This is a genomic window from Pseudomonas sp. 22490, from assembly GCF_052044465.1.
GTDB lineage: Bacteria > Pseudomonadota > Gammaproteobacteria > Pseudomonadales > Pseudomonadaceae > Pseudomonas > Pseudomonas aeruginosa.
Genome location: NZ_JBQENS010000010.1, coordinates 99,673 through 115,742 on the forward strand (window position 1 = coordinate 99,673; position 16,070 = coordinate 115,742).

Below are 16,070 nucleotides of genomic sequence, written 5' to 3' on the forward strand. Positions count from 1 at the left end.
GATGCATTTCGCCGATCCGCGGGAAGCCCGCGAGTTCCTCGCCGCACACCCCGAGGTGCGCAGCATCGAGCTGTTCCTGATCGACGCCAACGGCGTGCCGCGCGGCAAGCTGCTGCATCGCGACGAGCTGCTGGCGGTCTACGAAAGCGGGCGGCCGCTGCCGAGCACCATCCTCGGCCTGACCATCAATGGCGATGACGTCGAGGAGACCGGCCTGGTCTGGGACGTCGGCGATGCCGATTGCTGGACCTTCCCGCTGCCCGGCAGCCTGACCCTGCAACCCTGGCGGCAGTCACCGACCGGCCAGGTGCAGGTCAGCATGCATCCCGAACTCGGGCTACCGGCCGCGGCGGGCGATCCCCGGCATGTGTTGCAGCGGGTTATCCACAGCCTGCAGGCGGAGGGTTTCCACCCGGTGATGGCGGTGGAACTGGAGTTCTACCTGCTCGACCGCGAACGCGACAGCGACGGCCGGCCGTTGCCGGCGTTACAGATGAATGGCCAGCGGCCGCGGGCGACCCAGGTCTATGGCGTCTACGAGCTGGAGCAGTTGCAGCCATTCCTCGATGACTTGTATGCCGCCTGCGAGGCCCAGGGCCTGCCGGCGCGCACGGCGATTTCGGAGTACGCGCCGGGGCAGGTGGAAATTACCCTGCAGCATCGCTTCGACACGCTCCAGGCGATCGACGAAGGCGTGCGCTACAAGCGCCTGGTCAAGGGCGTGGCGAATCGCCATGGGTTGCAGGCCTGCTTCATGGCCAAGCCGTTCGCCGATCTTTCCGGCAGCGGCCTGCACCTGCACGTCAGCCTGGCCGACGCCGCTGGCAACAATCTGTTCGCCAGCGAGGACCCGGCCGGGACCCCGCTGCTGCGCCAGGCCATCGGTGGAATGAAGGCGTGCCTGCTGGAGTCTTTGGCGCTGTTCTGTCCGAACGCCAACTCGTTCCGCCGCTTCCAGGCGAACAGCTACGCGCCGCTGGCGCCGACCTGGGGAATCAACAACCGCACCGTGTCGCTGCGGGTTCCCGGCGGCCCGGCGTCCAGCCGGCACATCGAGCACCGCATCTGCGGCGCCGACGCCAATCCCTACCTGGCGGCGGCGGCGTTGCTCGCGGCGGTGCGCCTGGGGATTCGCGAGCGACTCGACCCCGGTGCGCCGATCACCGGCAACGGCTACGCTCAAGCCACCCAGGCGTTGCCGAGCGACTGGCTGACCGCGCTGCGCGCGCTGGAGGGCTCGGCCTGGGCGCGCGAGGCGCTCGGCGAGGATTTCCTGAAGATCTACCTGGCGATCAAGCAGGCCGAATACCGTGCCTTCATGGGCGAGGTCGGCGAGCAGGACTGGCGCTGGTATCTCAACCAGGCCTGAATGAACGGCTGCCGGCGTTGCCGGTCAGTCATTGAAGCGGGCGGCCGATTGGCCGTCGGTGTTTTCCACGCGGCACAGGAGTAAGGAAAAGCAGATGAGCACGCCCGTCGTTCTTATCACTGGTGCAGCCGGCGGCTTGGGCCGGGCAATCGCCAAGCGTTTCGCCCAGAGTCATTGGCGCATCGCCGCCACGGATGTGGATAAGGAGGGCCTGCACGCGCTGAACGCGCAGGTGCCGTTGGACGCCAGCGGGGTCGCCGACCTGCGCAGCGCGGATAACTGCCATACCCTGATGTCGAAGATTCTCGCCCGTACCGGACGTCTCGACGCCCTGGTGAATGCCGCGGGCGTCTGGCGCGAGGGGCCTGTGGAAAACTTCACCGAGGAGGATTTCGACCTGGTCCTGGGAGTCAACCTCAAGGCCTCCTTCTACATGTGCCAGGCCGCGATTCCCTACCTGAAGGAAAACCAGGGCAGCATCGTCAACATCTCCAGCGACTCCGGACGCCAGGCCTACCGGGGTTCGGCGGCGTATTGCGCGAGCAAGGCGGCGCTTACCATGCTGAGCAAGACCCTGGCGCTGGAACTGGCCGAGCAGGGCGTGCGGGTCAACGCCGTGTCGCCGGCGGATATCGCCACGCCGATGCTCGACTACCAGGCCGAACGCTATGGGATGGGCAATCCGGATGGCTACAAGCGCGCGCTGCTGAAGGATTATCCACAGGGCAAGGCGGCACGCTTCATCCGCCCGGAAGAAGTCGCCGAGCTGGTCTGGTATCTCTGCGGCCCTCAGGCCGAAGCGATCACGGGTGCCGACCTGGCGGTGGACTTCGGCCTGTCCGCTGGCCGCTGAGTGGATTTTCCACGGGTCGCTCCGCTGGAGCGGCCTGTGGAAAAGTTTCAGTCGTCCCTGGCCTGACTGGATATCTTCACCCAGTTACCGGCGGCGGCGATGCCCATGCCGCCGTAACCCTGGCAGTTCCCGCCAAGGCTCTCCACCACTCGCAGGTCGATGCCTTCCTGCCATACCAGCAGGCTGCAGCCGGCGCCCAGGCCTTCGCTGCGCAGCCGGTAGAGCGCGCCTTGCCCCTCCAGCCGACCGGACAGCTCGCCGACCGCCGCGGGCCCATATTCCATCAGTTTCTCCGGATTGCCGATGCGCATCAGGGCGAAGCTCGCCTGGTAGCCGCCCTTCACCGGTTCGATCTGCAGGCTTTCCCATTCGGCCTGCCCGGCGTAGCGCAGGTAGTGCCCGGCGAGGCCCTGGAGGGACGGATAGTCGACTTTCAGGGCAACCTGTTCCAGGTTGTAGCGCGTGGCCTTGCCGCTGTAGCCGCGATCCAGCGCCAGGTTCATCCAGGCGCGGGCGCGTCCCGGTTGCCCGGCCTTGAGGCTGGTCAGCGCGAGATTGTTCAGCGCCTGTTCCGAGTCGGCTCCGCCCTGTTCCTGGCGCTCGGCCAGGCGCAATTGCCAGGCGAAGGCGTCCAGCGCCTGTGGATAACTCCCCTGTCGATAAGCCTGGGTGCCGCGCGTGTTGCATTCCGCGGCGGTGGCGCAGGGCGTATCCTCGGCCTGGATGGCAGCGGCACCGATGCCGGCAAGCACGGCCAGGGCCAGGGCCAGGAGAAGGATGCGTATGGCGGCAGGCATTGGAGCGATTCCCGGTGGAAAAGGGCCAGTCTAGAAAAGCCCGCGGATGTCTGCACGACCCGGCGCGATTTCGATCATGACGATTGAAAATTTGTGGCCGCTGCCGTCTTCGTTTGCGTCTATGGTGTCCCCCGCCCGTCCTGATGAGAGAAAAAGCGCTATGCAACCCGGAAACAACCAACTGTCGATGACCGTGCTGATGACTCCGGACATGGCCAATTTCTCCGGCAATGTCCATGGCGGCACCCTCCTGAAGTATCTGGACGAAGTCGCCTATGCATGCGCCAGTCGCTATGCCGGTCGCTACGTGGTGACCCTGTCGGTGGATCAGGTGATCTTCCGCGAGCCGGTGCATGTCGGCGAACTGGTGACCTTCCTCGCTTCGGTCAACTACACCGGGCGGACTTCCATGGAAATCGGCGTCAAGGTCATCACCGAGAACATCCGCGAGCAGTCCGTGCGTCATACCAACAGCTGTTTCTTCACCATGGTCGCCCTGGATGACGAGCGCAAGCCGGTGGCCGTCCGCCCGCTGGAGCTGGAAACCGCCGAGCAGAAGCGCCGCTTCGCCCAGGCCCAACAACGCCGCCAGCTGCGCGCGGAGCTGGAGGCCCGCTACCAGGCGATTCGCGAAGACGGATGAGGAAGGCTGCCAGTGTCCGGTCGAGCCCGCTTCGGACCTGCTGCCGTTTCGCGAATTTTCGCAGCTTTTCATAAGAAAACGCAGAGGTTTGCCTCTGCTGGCGTCCATTCCTGACATTTCTTGATAAGAAACCGGCGTGCCTGTTAAAACTCCAGCAACGTCAACGGGTTAACCTGTCGGTATCGCGCCGGGTTTCGCCAGGAACCATAGCCGCCGTCGGGTCGCTCGAATGCCATGGGCCGGTCGCTCTGCCCGGCTCCGTTGGCGGAAAGCCTTTCCGCCTTGCCGTCACGGGCGCGGGTCCGTGATCCATTTCGAACGTCGTCGTCCGCCGGCCAGGCCGCGGAGGACGCGTTCCCCGTGTTGCCGGGAGTCCTGATGCACCATACGCCGTTACTCACCACACTCGCCGCGGGGTTCGTCCTCGCCTTCCTCTTCGGGGCCCTGGCCAATCGCCTGCGCATTTCGCCGCTGGTCGGCTACTTGCTCGCGGGCGTCCTGGCCGGGCCGTTCACTCCCGGTTATGTCGCCGACCAGGCGCTGTCGCAGGAAATCGCCGAACTCGGCGTGATCCTGCTGATGTTCGGCGTCGGCCTGCACTTCTCGCTCAAGGACCTGCTCTCGGTGAAGGCCATTGCCATTCCCGGGGCGCTGGTGCAGATCGGCGTCGCCACGCTGCTTGGCATCGGCCTGGCCAAGCTGCTCGGCTGGAGCTTCGGCGGCGGCCTGGTATTCGGCCTGAGCCTGTCGGTGGCCAGTACCGTGGTGCTGTTGCGCGCCCTGGAGCAGCGCCAGTTGCTGGACACCAAGCGTGGCAGGATCGCCATCGGCTGGCTGATCGTCGAGGACCTGGCGATGGTCCTGACCCTGGTGCTCCTGCCGGCGCTCGCCGGCACCCTCGGCGGCAAGACCGACGGCGGCGAAGCCGGTCTGCTCTGGCCGCTGCTGATTACTCTGGGCAAGGTCGCCGCCTTCGTCGCCCTGATGATCTTCGGCGGTCGCCGGGTGGTGCCCTGGGTGCTGGAGAGGATCGCCGCCAGCGGTTCGCGGGAGCTCTTCACCCTGGCCGTGCTGGCCATTGCCCTGGGCATCGCCTATGGCTCGGCGGTGCTGTTCGGGGTGTCCTTCGCGCTAGGTGCCTTCTTCGCCGGGATGATTCTCAACGAGTCCGAGCTCAGCCACGAGGCGGCGGAGAACTCGTTGCCGCTGCGCGACGCTTTCGCGGTGCTGTTCTTCGTCTCGGTGGGGATGCTGTTCAATCCGATGATCCTGTTGCAGGAGCCACTGACGGTCCTGGCCACTTTCCTGGTCATCGTCTTCGGCAAGTCGGTGGCCGCCTACCTGATCGTCCGCGCTTTCGGCCATCCGAACAGCACCGCACTGGTGATCGCCGCCAGCCTGGCGCAGATCGGCGAGTTTTCCTTCATTCTCATCGGCCTGGGCATTGGCCTCGAACTGGTGCCGGAGCAGAGCCGCGACCTGGTGCTGGCCGGGGCGATCCTGTCGATCCTGGTCAATCCGCTGCTGTTCATCGCCATCGATCGCCTGCAGCAACGCAAGGAGCAGCGCCTGGCGGAGGCCGCTGGCGGGGTCCGCGAGATGCCGGCGCAGGACCTGCCGCCGCCGATCCTGGAGCGCGAGCATGCGGTGCTGATCGGTCATGGCCGGGTTGGCGGGTTGGTCAGCGCTCGCCTGCGCGCCGCCGGGACGCCCTTCGTGGTAGTGGTGGACAAGCGCGACAAGGCCGACGAACTGCGCGAACAGGGCTACAGCGTGGTCCTCGGCAATGCCGCCAGTCCCGGCGTGCTGGAGCTGGCCAACATCGCCGAGGCGCGCTGGTTGCTGATCGCCATTCCCAACGGCTTCGAGGCCGGGCAGATCGCCAGCCACGCCCGCGCGGTGAACCCGCCGCTGGACATCGTCGCCCGGGCGCATTTCGACGCCGAGGTGGACTACCTGGAGCAGAACGGCGCCAACCTGGTGATCATGGGCGAGCGCGAGATCGCCTGCGGCATGGTCCATCGCCTGGGACTCGACCGTGACGAGCGCGGCGCCGACGCACCGCTGCCGCAGTCGGCCTGACATGTTGCGCCGTCTCTACGACTGGACCCTGCGCCTGGCCGGCCATCCCCGCGCGGAGCTGGCCCTGGGCGGGGTGACCTTCGCCGAAAGCTCGTTCTTCCCGATTCCGCCGGACGCCTTGCTGGTGCCGATGGTCCTGGCCAACCGGGCCAAGGCCTGGCGCTACGCGGCGATCTGCGCGATCAGCTCGGTGCTGGGCGGCATCGCCGGCTATTTCATCGGCTTGCTGCTGTTCGAGAGCGTGGCCATGCCGATCCTGGCGTTCTATGGCTTGCTGGAGAACTTCGAACAGGTCGCCGAACGCTACAACGAACTGGGCTGGCTGATGGTGCTGCTGGGCGGCGGCTTCACGCCGCTGCCGTACAAGGTGATCACCATTACCAGCGGAGTGACCCAGCTCGACCTCTGGCTGTTCGTCGGCCTCAGCCTTGTCGCCCGCAGCCTGCGCTTCGCCGCTACCTGCGCTTTGCTGTTCTGGGCTGGCCCACGCCTGAAGACCCTGATCGAGCGGCGTCTGGGCATGGCTTTCGTGCTGATGGCGGTGATGGTGGTCGGTGGGTTGATGTTGGGGAAATACGTTCTTTAGCCAGCAGTCGGGTGACGGCCCAGGCGCTTGAGCGCCAGCATCGGTTTGCCCAGCAGAGCGCTGAGTTGTCTGGAGCGTTGCATGGCCGGACTTTCTATGAAACGGAAGGATAGATACGACGCGAGCACTACCAGGGGAGTGATCGCACCTATGACCAGCCAGTGTTCCAGAGCGGAAAACGCCTTGGCGTTGTCCCTGCCGATCAGCAGTTCGAAGCTGATGAATAGGATGCACCCGTGCAGCAGATACATGCTGTAGGTCATTTCGCCGAGGAAGCGGGACAGTGCTTGAGTCAGCAGGCCGAATAGGCTCGAACCCGCCGCAATCAGCAGGAAAGCCAGGCCGAGAATGAGGATCGCCGTTTCCTGATAGGCGCTGGGAAAGAGCACTCCGGGTAGGAGCAGGAGCGCCAGGCATAGGAGATTGCCGGGGATACTCGCGGCGAATCGCTGCAGGTGCGTCGAGCGTACCGCGAGCGCTGACAACCCACCAGCGACGAACATATAGGCGAGCGTCCAGTTCGGCTGCCAGGCTTTCAGTACCAGCCAGATCATGCCTGCCATGATGGCCATGGCTACTGGGGAAGGACGGTTCCCGAGCAGGACGCCGAGGAATGGCAGGCAGAAGTAGAACAACCACTCATAGGGCAGCGTCCAGGTCACCCCTGCCACGATGCGGAATGTCTCGATGAAACCGTTCATGTCAGGCTTGCTCGGTATCGAGAAGAGCAACCAGTCGAGCATCTTGCCAAGCAGGGCCGAGGGCGCCTCGCGTAGGGAAAAGCCGGTGGCCGTGAACACCAAAAGGAATAGCAGTGCCATTGCCAGGAGATAGGCTGGGAGCAGCCGGGCAATCCTCGATGCATAGACATCCAGCCATCTGATCGGCGTGCCGCGGCTGTGCAGGAGCTTGTGAGCGAAGAGGAAGCCGGTGACCATGAAGAACAGCGCGACGCTGGTCTGGCCGAAATGGGCGTAGAGCCGGGACGGCGGTAGTTGCCAGAGACCATCCTTCAGGTAGTAGTACCAGATGGACGAGTGATGGAGAAAAACGAAGAACGCCAGGTAACCGCGCAGGCCGTCGATGGTGACGAACCGGGAAGCGGGCAGGCGCGCGCTGCCAAGGCGACGAATGAACTCACAGGTGGCGAGCGCAACAGCCAGGCAGGCTAGGGCAGGTAGGGCGCTGGTGGGGCTCATTCGTCGGTCTATCTCTGTCGGAAGACCGAGAATGATATGTCAGATTCCTACATTGCGAGTGAGCGAGCTTCGAATTTGAGACGTGGATGTGCGATCCGATCCTGCGCCCGCACCAGCTCCAGCTCGTAGCTGCCGCAGGCCTGGGTTTCCAGCAGCACTTCATGGACCGCGGCGCCGGTGAATTCGAAGGCGTTACGCAGGTCGTCGCCGAGCAGCAGGCGAGAGAGGAACAGCCCCGAGGCCAGGTCGCCGACTCCGACCGGTTGCCGCGGGAAGGCCAGCAGCGGGCGTTGCAGGTGCCAGGCCTGGTCGGCGGCCACCAGCAGCATCTCGAAGGTGTCGCCGGACTTGCCCGGATAGTTCAGGTGCTTTACCAGGATTGCCCTGGGACCGCGTGCCAGCAGGCTCCGTGCCATTTCCACGCAGTCGGCGAGGGAGTTCGGCTGGCGGTCGCAGAAGCTGTCCAGCTCCAACTGGTTGGGGCACAGGTAGTCGGCGACCGCGGCGGCTTCTTCCAGCAGGAAGTCGCTGACTTCCGGGGCCACGATGCAGCCTTTTTCCGGGTGGCCCATGACCGGGTCGCAGAGGTACAACGCCCGAGGGTTGGCCTGTTTGATCCGTGCCACCACATCGAGAATGGCGCGGCCCTGGGCGGCGCTGCCGAGATAGCCGGACAGCACCGCGTCGCAGTTGCCCAGTTCGCCGATGCCGGCAATACCGTCCACCAGCGCCGGAATCTGCTCCGGCGGCAGCACCTGCCCGGTCCATCGACCGTACTGGGTGTGGTTGGAGAATTGCACCGTGTTCAACGGCCAGACGTTGATTCCGATGCGCTGCATCGGGAACACCGCCGCGGCATTGCCGGCGTGGCCGAAGACCACATGGGACTGGATGGCGAGCAGGTGGGGCGTACGTGGCATGAGACGACTTCCTACAGCTGAGTCGGCGCAGTATGGGGGCTAATTCACATGGCGAAAACACCCCCCACTCGCTGCCTGCCGGGAGAACGGGTAAGCTGGCCGTCCCCCTACACCGGATTCCGCTCGTGACCCTGGGTAACCTTTTCGTCATGCTCCTGTTGGGCGCCGCCGCAGCCTGGTGGTGGCGCGCCCATGGCGTGCGCGAGCGGGCGTTGCTGCTGGCCAAGCAGCATTGCGCCAAGCAGGGCGTGGAACTGCTCGACGAGAATGTCGCGCGCCGGCGCCTGCGCCTGGCCCGTGACCACCGTGGTCAGTGGCGGCTGAGCCGCGAGTTCGGTTTCGAATTCACCGTCAGCGGCGAGGAACGCTACGCCGGGCGCATCGTCATGTATGGCTATCACCTCGGCGCCATCGAATTGGCCCCGCATCGCTTCGAGGCGGCCGCCGAGGTCGACAACCCGCCGGTGCATAGCGCCGAGGTGATTCGCCTCGACGAGTGGCGGCAGTCCCGGCAGAAAAAGGTCGGCGACTGAGGCGGCAGAGCGTCAGGGCAGTATCCCGAGAGCCTTGAGACTGGCCTTGCCCAGTTCGACGCGCTTGCCGATGTCGGCCTCGCCGCCGGGCATGTCGATGTTCAGGGCGAAGCCGTAGAGCCGCTCGTTGCGCTTCACCCAGCCCACCCACCAGCCGAGTTCCGGCGTGCAGTCGAAGCACCAGCCGGTCTTGCCGTGCAGCTCCCAGCCCGGGCCGCTTTCCAGCAGGGTCATGGCGCGCACGGTGGACTGCACCGGGGCGGGGAATGGCAATTCTCCCTGCGCCAGTCGGAGCAGAAAGTGGGTCTGTTCCATCGCGCTGATCTTCAGCGGTCCCACCAACCAGAAGTTATCCACAACCTGGCCGATTTCCGCGTTGCCGTAACCCAGGCGCGAGACATTGGCGCGCATCCGCTCCAGGCCGATGCGCCGCGCCAGTTCCTGGTAGACCGGTACGTTCGATGCCTTGATCGCCTCGCGCAGGCTCATGTCGTGCTCCCAGGCCTTGAAGCGCTGGGGCTTGCCGCCATAGGGAAGAACCTCGTCGGCGGATCTAACCGCCCCTGTGGATAAGCCGATCAGGCTGTTCGCCACCTTGTAGGTGGAAGCGGGAACGAAGCGGGTTTCCGCGCGCTCCCGGTCATGGCCGACATAGCGCTGCCGCTGCACATCGTAGAGGACGAAGGTGCCTTTCACCCCGGCCGCGCCGAATAGCTTGTCCACGGCCTGGCTGTCGTTCCATTCGCTGGCCTGGGTATGCCCGGAAAGCAGGAGAAGGGCACTCAAGAGGAGAGGGCGCATGGCTCGGTCCTGTGGGGTCATCCTCCCTGGGACCGATGGATGAGCGCCGGATTCCCTACGGAAGGAGCGTTCATGGATTGGGCAGGAGAAAGTCGCGTACGCGTTCGGCGGCATCGGCCGGGTCTTCCTGCATGAAGCAGTGGCCGCCGACCACCACGTGGGCGCTGACCTGAGGGTTGAGCGAGCACCAGCGCGCCACCGACTTGGCGACGAAAGGGTAGGTGCGGTCACCGTAGAGCACGCGGGTCGGCGTGGTGATCTTGCCCAGCGACGGCCACAGCCGCCTGGGGAAGGAGCTGAAGATCTCCGCTTCGCGGCTTGGCCGGCACTTCAGCTCGACTCCGCCGTCGCTCTCCTTCAGCGCATATTCCACGTAGGCCCACAGCGCCTCGTCGGTCCAGCCCTTGAAGATACCGCGGCCGCGCAAGCCGGCGTAGGCGGCTGCGCGATCGGGCCACTGGCTGCGGCGCAGGCGCGCCTTCTTCGCCAGGCTGCCGCGCAATTGCAGGCCGAGGGTCTCGGAAAGTGCCATCACGCCGATCATCGCCGGGGTGAACAGTACCGGGTCGAGCAGCACGGCGCGGGCGAACAGGGTGGGATGGCGGGCCAGGACGAGGCTGCTGAGGACGCCGCCGAAGCTGTGCCCGCAGGCCAGTCGCTGGACATCTCCATAGGGACCGCGCCCGGCCTCGAAGGCCTCCACCGACATCTCGGCGTTGCGGTTCCAGCCGTGGAAGCGGCCGCCGTGGTCGCTTTCGCCGTGGCCCTGGATGTCGCACAGCCAGAGGTCGAAATCCTCCGCCAACAGACGCAGCATCGGTTCGTAGGTGCGGCCGCAGAAGCCGTTGCCATGGAGGAAATGCAGCAACGGCTTGCCGCTCGGTTCGCTGCGCCAGCCGCGCAGGGTGAAACCGGCCGAGCAGGAATGGGACCAGGGGGATAGCGACATGGGCGGACTCCTCGTACGGCGCGCAGTGTAACCGGGCGCCGTGCTATCGTCGCCGCTTCCCGCCGCCGTTTCGATCCGCCGATGTCCTTGTCCCGTCCGCTGCGCCTGTTCCTGCTGTTGCTGCCGCTGCTCGGCGGCCTGCTGCTGTCCATGGACTGGGCGGGACGCCAGGCGCGGCAGCAGGCGCTACGCGCCGAGGGCGAACAGGTGCGCAAGCAGCTGGACCTCTACGCCGGCTCGCTGCAGACCCTGATCGAACGCTTCCGCAGCCTGCCGGCGGTGCTGGCGCTGGATCCGGACCTGCGCGCGGCGCTGGCCGGGCCGATCGACGGCGAGTTGCAGCAGCGCCTCAACCTCAAGCTGGAAAGCATCAACCTGGCCGCCCGCTCCTCCACCCTGGAGCTGCTCGACCGTACCGGGCTGGCCGTGGCGGCGAGCAACTGGAACCTGCCGACCAGCTACGTGGGCCACAACTACGGTTTCCGTCCCTATTTCCGCCAGACCATCGCCCAAGGCTCCGGACGTTTCTATGCGGTCGGGGTGATCAGCGGGATTCCCGGTTATTTCCTGTCCCACGCGGTGCGCGCCGAGGACGGCAGCTTCCTGGGCGCAATCGTGGTCAAGCTGGAGTTTCCCGATCTGGAACGGCAGTGGAACCAGACCCCCGACCTGGTCCTGGCCAGCGACGCCAAGGGCATCGTGTTCCTCGCCAACCACGCCGGTTGGCGCTACCGCGAACTGGAACCGCTGGATACCGTGGACCGCTTCGAACTGGCGGAGACCCGGCAATACGATCGCCAGCCCCTGACACCCCTGCGCCACCAGACCTTGCGCAGCTACGGCGAAGACCGCCGTCTGGCGCGGGTGGAAAGCGCCGACGGCGAGAAGGACTACCTCTGGCAATCGCTGGACCTGCCCAACGACGGCTGGACCCTCCACTTGCTGCGCGACACCGCGAGCATCCAGGACGACGTCGCCACCGCGCGCCTGGCCGCCGCCGGCACCTGGCTGGCGCTGGTCTTCCTCGGCTTGTTCCTGCACCAGCGCTGGCGTATCGCCCGCCTGCGGCAACGTAGCCGGGAGGAGCTGGAGCGCCTGGTCGAGCAGCGCACCGCCGACCTGCGTACCGCGCAGGACGGCCTGGTGCAGGCGGCCAAGCTGGCCGCCCTGGGGCAGATGTCGGCAGCCCTGGCCCATGAGATCAACCAGCCGCTCACCGCCCAGCGCATGCAACTGGCCAGCCTGCGCCTGCTGCTCGACGCCGGACGCCACGACGAGGCGCGCCAGGCGTTGCCGCGCATCGACCAGATGCTCGAACGCATGGCCGCGCTCACCGGCCACCTGAAGACCTTCGCGCGCAAGAGCGCCGGCGGCCTGCGCGAGCGTATCGAGTTGGGTCACGTGGTCGAACAGGCGCAGCAGTTGTTGCTGCCGCGAATCCGCGCCGAACGGGTGGAGATCGAGCAGGCGCTGCTCTGGCCGGCCTGGGTGATGGGTGACGCGATCCGCCTGGAACAGGTGCTGGTCAACCTGCTGCGCAACGCGCTGGATGCCGTTGCCGGCCAGGAGCGGCCATGGATCCGCCTGGCCCTGCAACGGCTTGGCGGCGACTGGGTGCTGAGCGTCGCCGACAACGGCGGCGGGATTCCCGCCGAGCACCTGGGCAGCGTCTTCGATCCGTTCTTCACCACCAAGCCGGTGGGAGAGGGACTCGGCCTCGGCCTGGCGGTATCCTATGGGATCGTCCACGAACTCGGCGGCCGCCTGCAGGTCGCCAATGCCGAGGCGGGAGCGGTGTTCAGCCTGATCCTGCCGGCGGCCCCCGATGACACGAGCGTAACGACATGAGCGACCAGGTGATCTTCGTCGACGACGAAGCGACGATCCGCGAAGCGGTGCAGCAATGGCTGGAGCTGTCCGGCTTCGAGGTGCGCCTGTGCCTGCGCGCCGAGGAATGCCTGGGAGCGTTGGACAAGTCCTTCGCCGGGGTGGTCATCAGCGATGTGCGCATGCCCGGCATGGACGGCCTGCAACTGCTCGCCAACCTGCAGGCGGTCGATCGCGACCTGCCGGTGATCATGGTCACCGGGCACGGCGACGTGCCGATGGCGGTGGAGGCCATGCGCCAGGGTGCCTACGACTTCATCGAGAAACCCTTCACGCCCGAGCGCCTGCTCGGCAGTTTGCGGCGCGCGCTGGAAAAGCGCCGCCTGGTGCTGGAGAACCGGCGCCTGAAGGAGCAGGCCAGTCTCAAGGACCAGGTCGATGCGCGTCTGCTCGGCGTGTCCAAGCCGATGGAAGCGTTGCGCCGGCAGGTTCTGGCCCTGGCGCCGACCCCGGTGAACGTCCTGATCCGTGGCGAGACCGGCAGCGGCAAGGAACTGGTTGCCCGCTGCCTGCACGACTTCGGGCCGCGCGCCGACAAGCCGTTCGTGGCGCTGAACTGCGCGGCGATTCCCGAGCAACTGTTCGAGAGCGAGCTGTTCGGTCATGAGAGCGGCGCCTTCACCGGCGCGCAGGGCAAGCGCATCGGCAAGCTCGAGCATGCCCATGGCGGCACCCTGTTCCTCGACGAGATCGAAAGCATGCCGTTGGCGCAGCAGGTCAAGCTGCTGCGCGTCCTGCAGGAGCAGCAACTGGAGCGGCTCGGCTCGAACCAGAGTATCCACGTCGACCTGCGGGTGATTGCCGCGACCAAGCCCGACCTGCTGGCCGAAGCACGCGCCGGACGCTTCCGCGAGGACCTGGTGTATCGCCTGAACGTCGCCGAGCTGCGCCTGCCGCCGATCCGCGAGCGTCGCGAGGACATCCCGCTGCTCTTCGAACATTTCGCCAGCGTTGCCAGCCAGCGCCTCGGCCGCGAGCCGCAGCCCGCCGCGCCGGCGGAACTGGCGCGGCTGATGGCCCACGACTGGCCGGGCAATGTACGCGAGCTGGCCAACGCCGCCGAGCGTCATGTCCTCGGCCTGGAGCGTGGGGACGCGGAGGAAGGCGGCGGCCTCACCTCGGGGCTGGCGGAACGCATGGAAGCCTTCGAGGCGGAGTGCCTGCGCCAGGCGCTCGGCCAGTGCCGCGGGGACATCAAGGCGGTGATGGAGTTGCTGCAACTGCCGCGCCGGACACTCAACGAAAAGATGCTGCGGCATGGCCTCAGCCGCAGCGATTTCGTCGGCGAAGAGCCGGCCTGAACCAGCCCTCGCGAGACGTCAGAGATCCTTCGCCAACTCCGTTGGCGCCTGGCGCCCGCCGCGTTGCAGCAACGCCAGGTAGACCAGCCCCACCGCGATCCAGGCCAGTCCGAGCAACTGTGCGTCGAGGCTCATGCTGTACAGCACGTAGGCGATGATCGCCAGGCCCACCAGCGGGAACAGTAGATGCCGCAACCACTGGCCGGAGCGCTGGCGGCGGTAGTAGTGGTTGATCACGCTCAGGTGCAGCAGGCAGAAGCCGGTGAGGGCACCGAAGTTCACCAGTGAGGTGAGTACGTCCGGTGCGTCGAGGAAGGCCCAGCCGATTCCCAGCGACAGCACCGCCACCAGGTACAGGCTGACGTGCGGCGTCTGGTAGCGCGGATGGACCCTGGCCAGCGCGCGCGGCAGCCTGCCGTCGCGGGCCATCGAGTAGAGCAGGCGCGAGACCGCTGCCTGCGAGGTGATCGACACGGTGACACCCCAGGCCAGCGCGGTGGCTACCGCGGTCAGCATCGACAGCCACTGGCCACCGGCCGCTTCGGCGATCTCGTAGAAGGCGGTGTCCGCCGACTTGAAGTTCATCCCGGCGGCGAGGTCGGTGGCCAGCCAGGTCTGCGCGATGAAGATGCCGCCCATGATGAACAGCGCGATCAGCGCGGCGCGGCCGATCTGCCGGGCGGGATCGCCCTTGACCTCCTCGGCGAGGGTGGAGATGGCGTCGAAGCCGAGGAACGACAGTACGGCGATCGAGGCGGCCTTCATCACCAGGCCGAGATCGAAGGCTTCCGGGCGATACAGCGGTTCGAGGGTCAGCCGGCCGTTGCCCAGGCCGCCTTCCAGCGCCTGGTAGCCGACCACCAGGAAGATCGCCAGGACCACCAGCTCTCCGATCAGGAACAACAGGTTGGCGCGGGCGGCGAAGGTGATGCCGCGCAGGTTGACCAGGGTCGCCGAGACCAGGAACAGCAGCATCCAGGCCAGCTTGGGGATCGCCGGGAACAAGTGGTTCAGCGCCAGCGCGCTGAACACGTAGAGCAGCGGCGGGATCAGCAGGTAGTCGAGCAGCAGCACCCAGCCGGCGATGAAGCCGACATGGGGGTGGATGCCGCGCTGGGCGTAGGAATACACCGAGCCGGCAATCGGAAAGGCCTTGGCCATGGCTCCGTAGCTGAGGGCGGTGAAGAGCATCGCCAGCATGCCCACCAGGTAGGCCATCGGCACCATGCCGTGGGCGTCGGCATGGACCCAGCCGTAGACCCCGAACGGGGCGATGGGGATCATGAAGATCATCCCGTAGATGATCAGGTCGCTCAGGGACAGGCTGCGGCGCAGCTGTTGCCGGTATCCGAACTGTTCGATGGCCATGACGGGCTCCTCGGGAAAAGGCAGCGTATTGTCGTTATCGGCGCCGCACGCGAAGCGGGCCTCTTTCTCGTTGTTGGCGACCGGCGGTGCCGGTCATCGCATCAGAGCCAGGGATACAGACGCTCGGCCCAGGCGTACACCGCATCCGGCGTGCGCAATCCATCGTTGCGGATCTCCAGCAGCACCGCTTCCAGACCGCGTGCGTCGCCATGCACCGGAACGGTAGTGTCTTCCGCCGGGTCGATCGCATAGGGCTGGTTGCCGGCGACTTCCAGGCCGTGCCGGCGCAAACCGTCGAGGATGCGCCTGGCGTAGGCGCCGGCGTTGCGATAAAGCACCCCGGCAACCAGCGGGCGGGGTCTGCCGTGGTACACCGGGGTAAAACTGTGCACGCCGACCACACGGGTCGGCACGCCGGCGGCCTGGCGCTCGTCGAGCAGTTGCGTCAGGCGCTGGTGGAACGGATGGAACAGGCAATCCTGGCGATAGCGGCGCACCGTCTCGGACAGCTCGCGGTTGCCGGGAACGGGGTAGACCTCGCTGTGTGGCGGAATGCTGTCGGGCGCCTCCAGCGGTCGGTTCAGGTCGATCAGCAGACGCGAGTAGCCGGCCGCCAGCAATGGCGCGTCGAGTCGCCGGGAAAGCTCTTCGGCCAGCGCCAGGGCGCCGATATCCCAGGCGATGTGTTCTTCCGCCGCGGCCTGGTCCAGGCCGAGGCGCTGCAACTCCAGCGGAATGTGCCGGCTGGCATGCTCGCAGACCAGGACCACCGGGCTGCGCCC

The 16,070-nt window shown here is 66.4% G+C and carries 15 protein-coding genes; 8 read left to right on the top strand and 7 right to left on the bottom strand.

Features of this window, described 5'->3' with window-relative positions; all coding sequences use genetic code 11:
• Nucleotide 1: 1 nt before the first annotated feature.
• Nucleotides 2-1,369 (top strand): glutamine synthetase family protein, encoded by a 1,368-nt coding sequence (locus ACTJJX_RS13480; protein WP_003114138.1) that lies wholly within the window; start codon nt 2-4, stop codon nt 1,367-1,369.
• A gap of 94 nt (nt 1,370-1,463) precedes the next feature.
• Nucleotides 1,464-2,222: an SDR family NAD(P)-dependent oxidoreductase gene (locus ACTJJX_RS13485; RefSeq protein ID WP_003097046.1), complete on the top strand. Its 759-nt coding sequence runs from the start codon at nt 1,464-1,466 to the stop codon at nt 2,220-2,222.
• 47 nt (nt 2,223-2,269) lie between these two features.
• On the opposite strand, the gene ACTJJX_RS13490 is transcribed toward ACTJJX_RS13485, so the two are convergent.
• The gene (locus tag ACTJJX_RS13490; protein WP_016852293.1) at nt 2,270-3,019 is read right to left on the bottom strand and encodes a hypothetical protein; all 750 of its coding nucleotides are present in this window, start codon (nt 3,017-3,019) and stop codon (nt 2,270-2,272) included.
• A gap of 160 nt (nt 3,020-3,179) precedes the next feature.
• Between ACTJJX_RS13490 and ACTJJX_RS13495 the strand changes: the two genes are divergently transcribed.
• The 3 genes from ACTJJX_RS13495 to ACTJJX_RS13505 all read left to right on the top strand — a co-directional run bounded on the left by ACTJJX_RS13495 (nt 3,180) and on the right by ACTJJX_RS13505 (nt 6,330).
• Nucleotides 3,180-3,662 (top strand): acyl-CoA thioesterase, encoded by a 483-nt coding sequence (locus ACTJJX_RS13495; protein WP_003097040.1) that lies wholly within the window; start codon nt 3,180-3,182, stop codon nt 3,660-3,662.
• A 378-nt stretch (nt 3,663-4,040) separates the two neighbouring features.
• Entirely contained in the window at nt 4,041-5,744 is a 1,704-nt protein-coding gene (gene ybaL, locus ACTJJX_RS13500) for a YbaL family putative K(+) efflux transporter (RefSeq protein ID WP_009316038.1), read from the top strand.
• Nucleotide 5,745: 1 nt separating this feature from the next.
• A complete protein-coding gene (locus ACTJJX_RS13505; protein WP_003114135.1) occupies nt 5,746-6,330 on the top strand; it encodes a YqaA family protein in 585 nt (194 codons plus the stop codon).
• On the opposite strand, the gene ACTJJX_RS13510 is transcribed toward ACTJJX_RS13505, so the two are convergent.
• Nucleotides 6,327-7,529, bottom strand: a complete 1,203-nt coding sequence (locus ACTJJX_RS13510; protein ID WP_016852292.1) for an acyltransferase family protein — start codon at nt 7,527-7,529, stop codon at nt 6,327-6,329. The genes ACTJJX_RS13505 and ACTJJX_RS13510 overlap by 4 nt on opposite strands.
• 47 nt (nt 7,530-7,576) lie before the next feature.
• Complete coding sequence (pdxY, locus tag ACTJJX_RS13515; RefSeq protein ID WP_016852291.1) at nt 7,577-8,449, bottom strand: pyridoxal kinase PdxY; 873 nt, start codon at nt 8,447-8,449, stop codon at nt 7,577-7,579.
• 32 nt (nt 8,450-8,481) lie between these two features.
• On the opposite strand from pdxY, the gene ACTJJX_RS13520 reads away from it, so the two are divergent.
• Complete coding sequence (locus tag ACTJJX_RS13520; RefSeq protein WP_003121391.1) at nt 8,482-8,982, top strand: DUF3301 domain-containing protein; 501 nt, start codon at nt 8,482-8,484, stop codon at nt 8,980-8,982.
• Between the two features lie 12 nt (nt 8,983-8,994).
• Here ACTJJX_RS13520 and ACTJJX_RS13525 read toward each other — a convergent pair whose 3' ends face one another.
• Nucleotides 8,995-9,783: an OXA-50 family oxacillin-hydrolyzing class D beta-lactamase OXA-396 gene (locus ACTJJX_RS13525; protein WP_016852290.1), complete on the bottom strand. Its 789-nt coding sequence runs from the start codon at nt 9,781-9,783 to the stop codon at nt 8,995-8,997.
• A gap of 70 nt (nt 9,784-9,853) precedes the next feature.
• Nucleotides 9,854-10,732, bottom strand: coding sequence for an alpha/beta hydrolase PoxA (gene poxA / locus ACTJJX_RS13530; protein ID WP_016852289.1), 879 nt, complete (start codon nt 10,730-10,732; stop codon nt 9,854-9,856).
• Nucleotides 10,733-10,813: 81 nt separating this feature from the next.
• Here poxA and ACTJJX_RS13535 point away from each other — a divergent pair, with 81 nt between their 5' ends.
• Together ACTJJX_RS13535 and ACTJJX_RS13540 are read left to right on the top strand one after the other, a co-directional pair.
• Nucleotides 10,814-12,580, top strand: coding sequence for a sensor histidine kinase (locus ACTJJX_RS13535; protein WP_003114131.1), 1,767 nt, complete (start codon nt 10,814-10,816; stop codon nt 12,578-12,580).
• Nucleotides 12,577-13,920 (top strand): sigma-54-dependent transcriptional regulator, encoded by a 1,344-nt coding sequence (locus ACTJJX_RS13540; RefSeq protein ID WP_003099712.1) that lies wholly within the window; start codon nt 12,577-12,579, stop codon nt 13,918-13,920. Before ACTJJX_RS13535 ends, ACTJJX_RS13540 begins: the two co-directional genes overlap by 4 nt.
• An 18-nt stretch (nt 13,921-13,938) precedes the next feature.
• On the opposite strand, the gene ACTJJX_RS13545 is transcribed toward ACTJJX_RS13540, so the two are convergent.
• Both ACTJJX_RS13545 and ACTJJX_RS13550 read right to left on the bottom strand, forming a co-directional pair.
• Entirely contained in the window at nt 13,939-15,288 is a 1,350-nt protein-coding gene (locus ACTJJX_RS13545; RefSeq protein ID WP_003099715.1) for an APC family permease, read from the bottom strand.
• Nucleotides 15,289-15,389: 101 nt separating this feature from the next.
• Complete coding sequence (locus tag ACTJJX_RS13550) at nt 15,390-16,058, bottom strand: N-formylglutamate amidohydrolase (protein WP_003122323.1); 669 nt, start codon at nt 16,056-16,058, stop codon at nt 15,390-15,392.
• Nucleotides 16,059-16,070 lie beyond the last annotated feature (12 nt).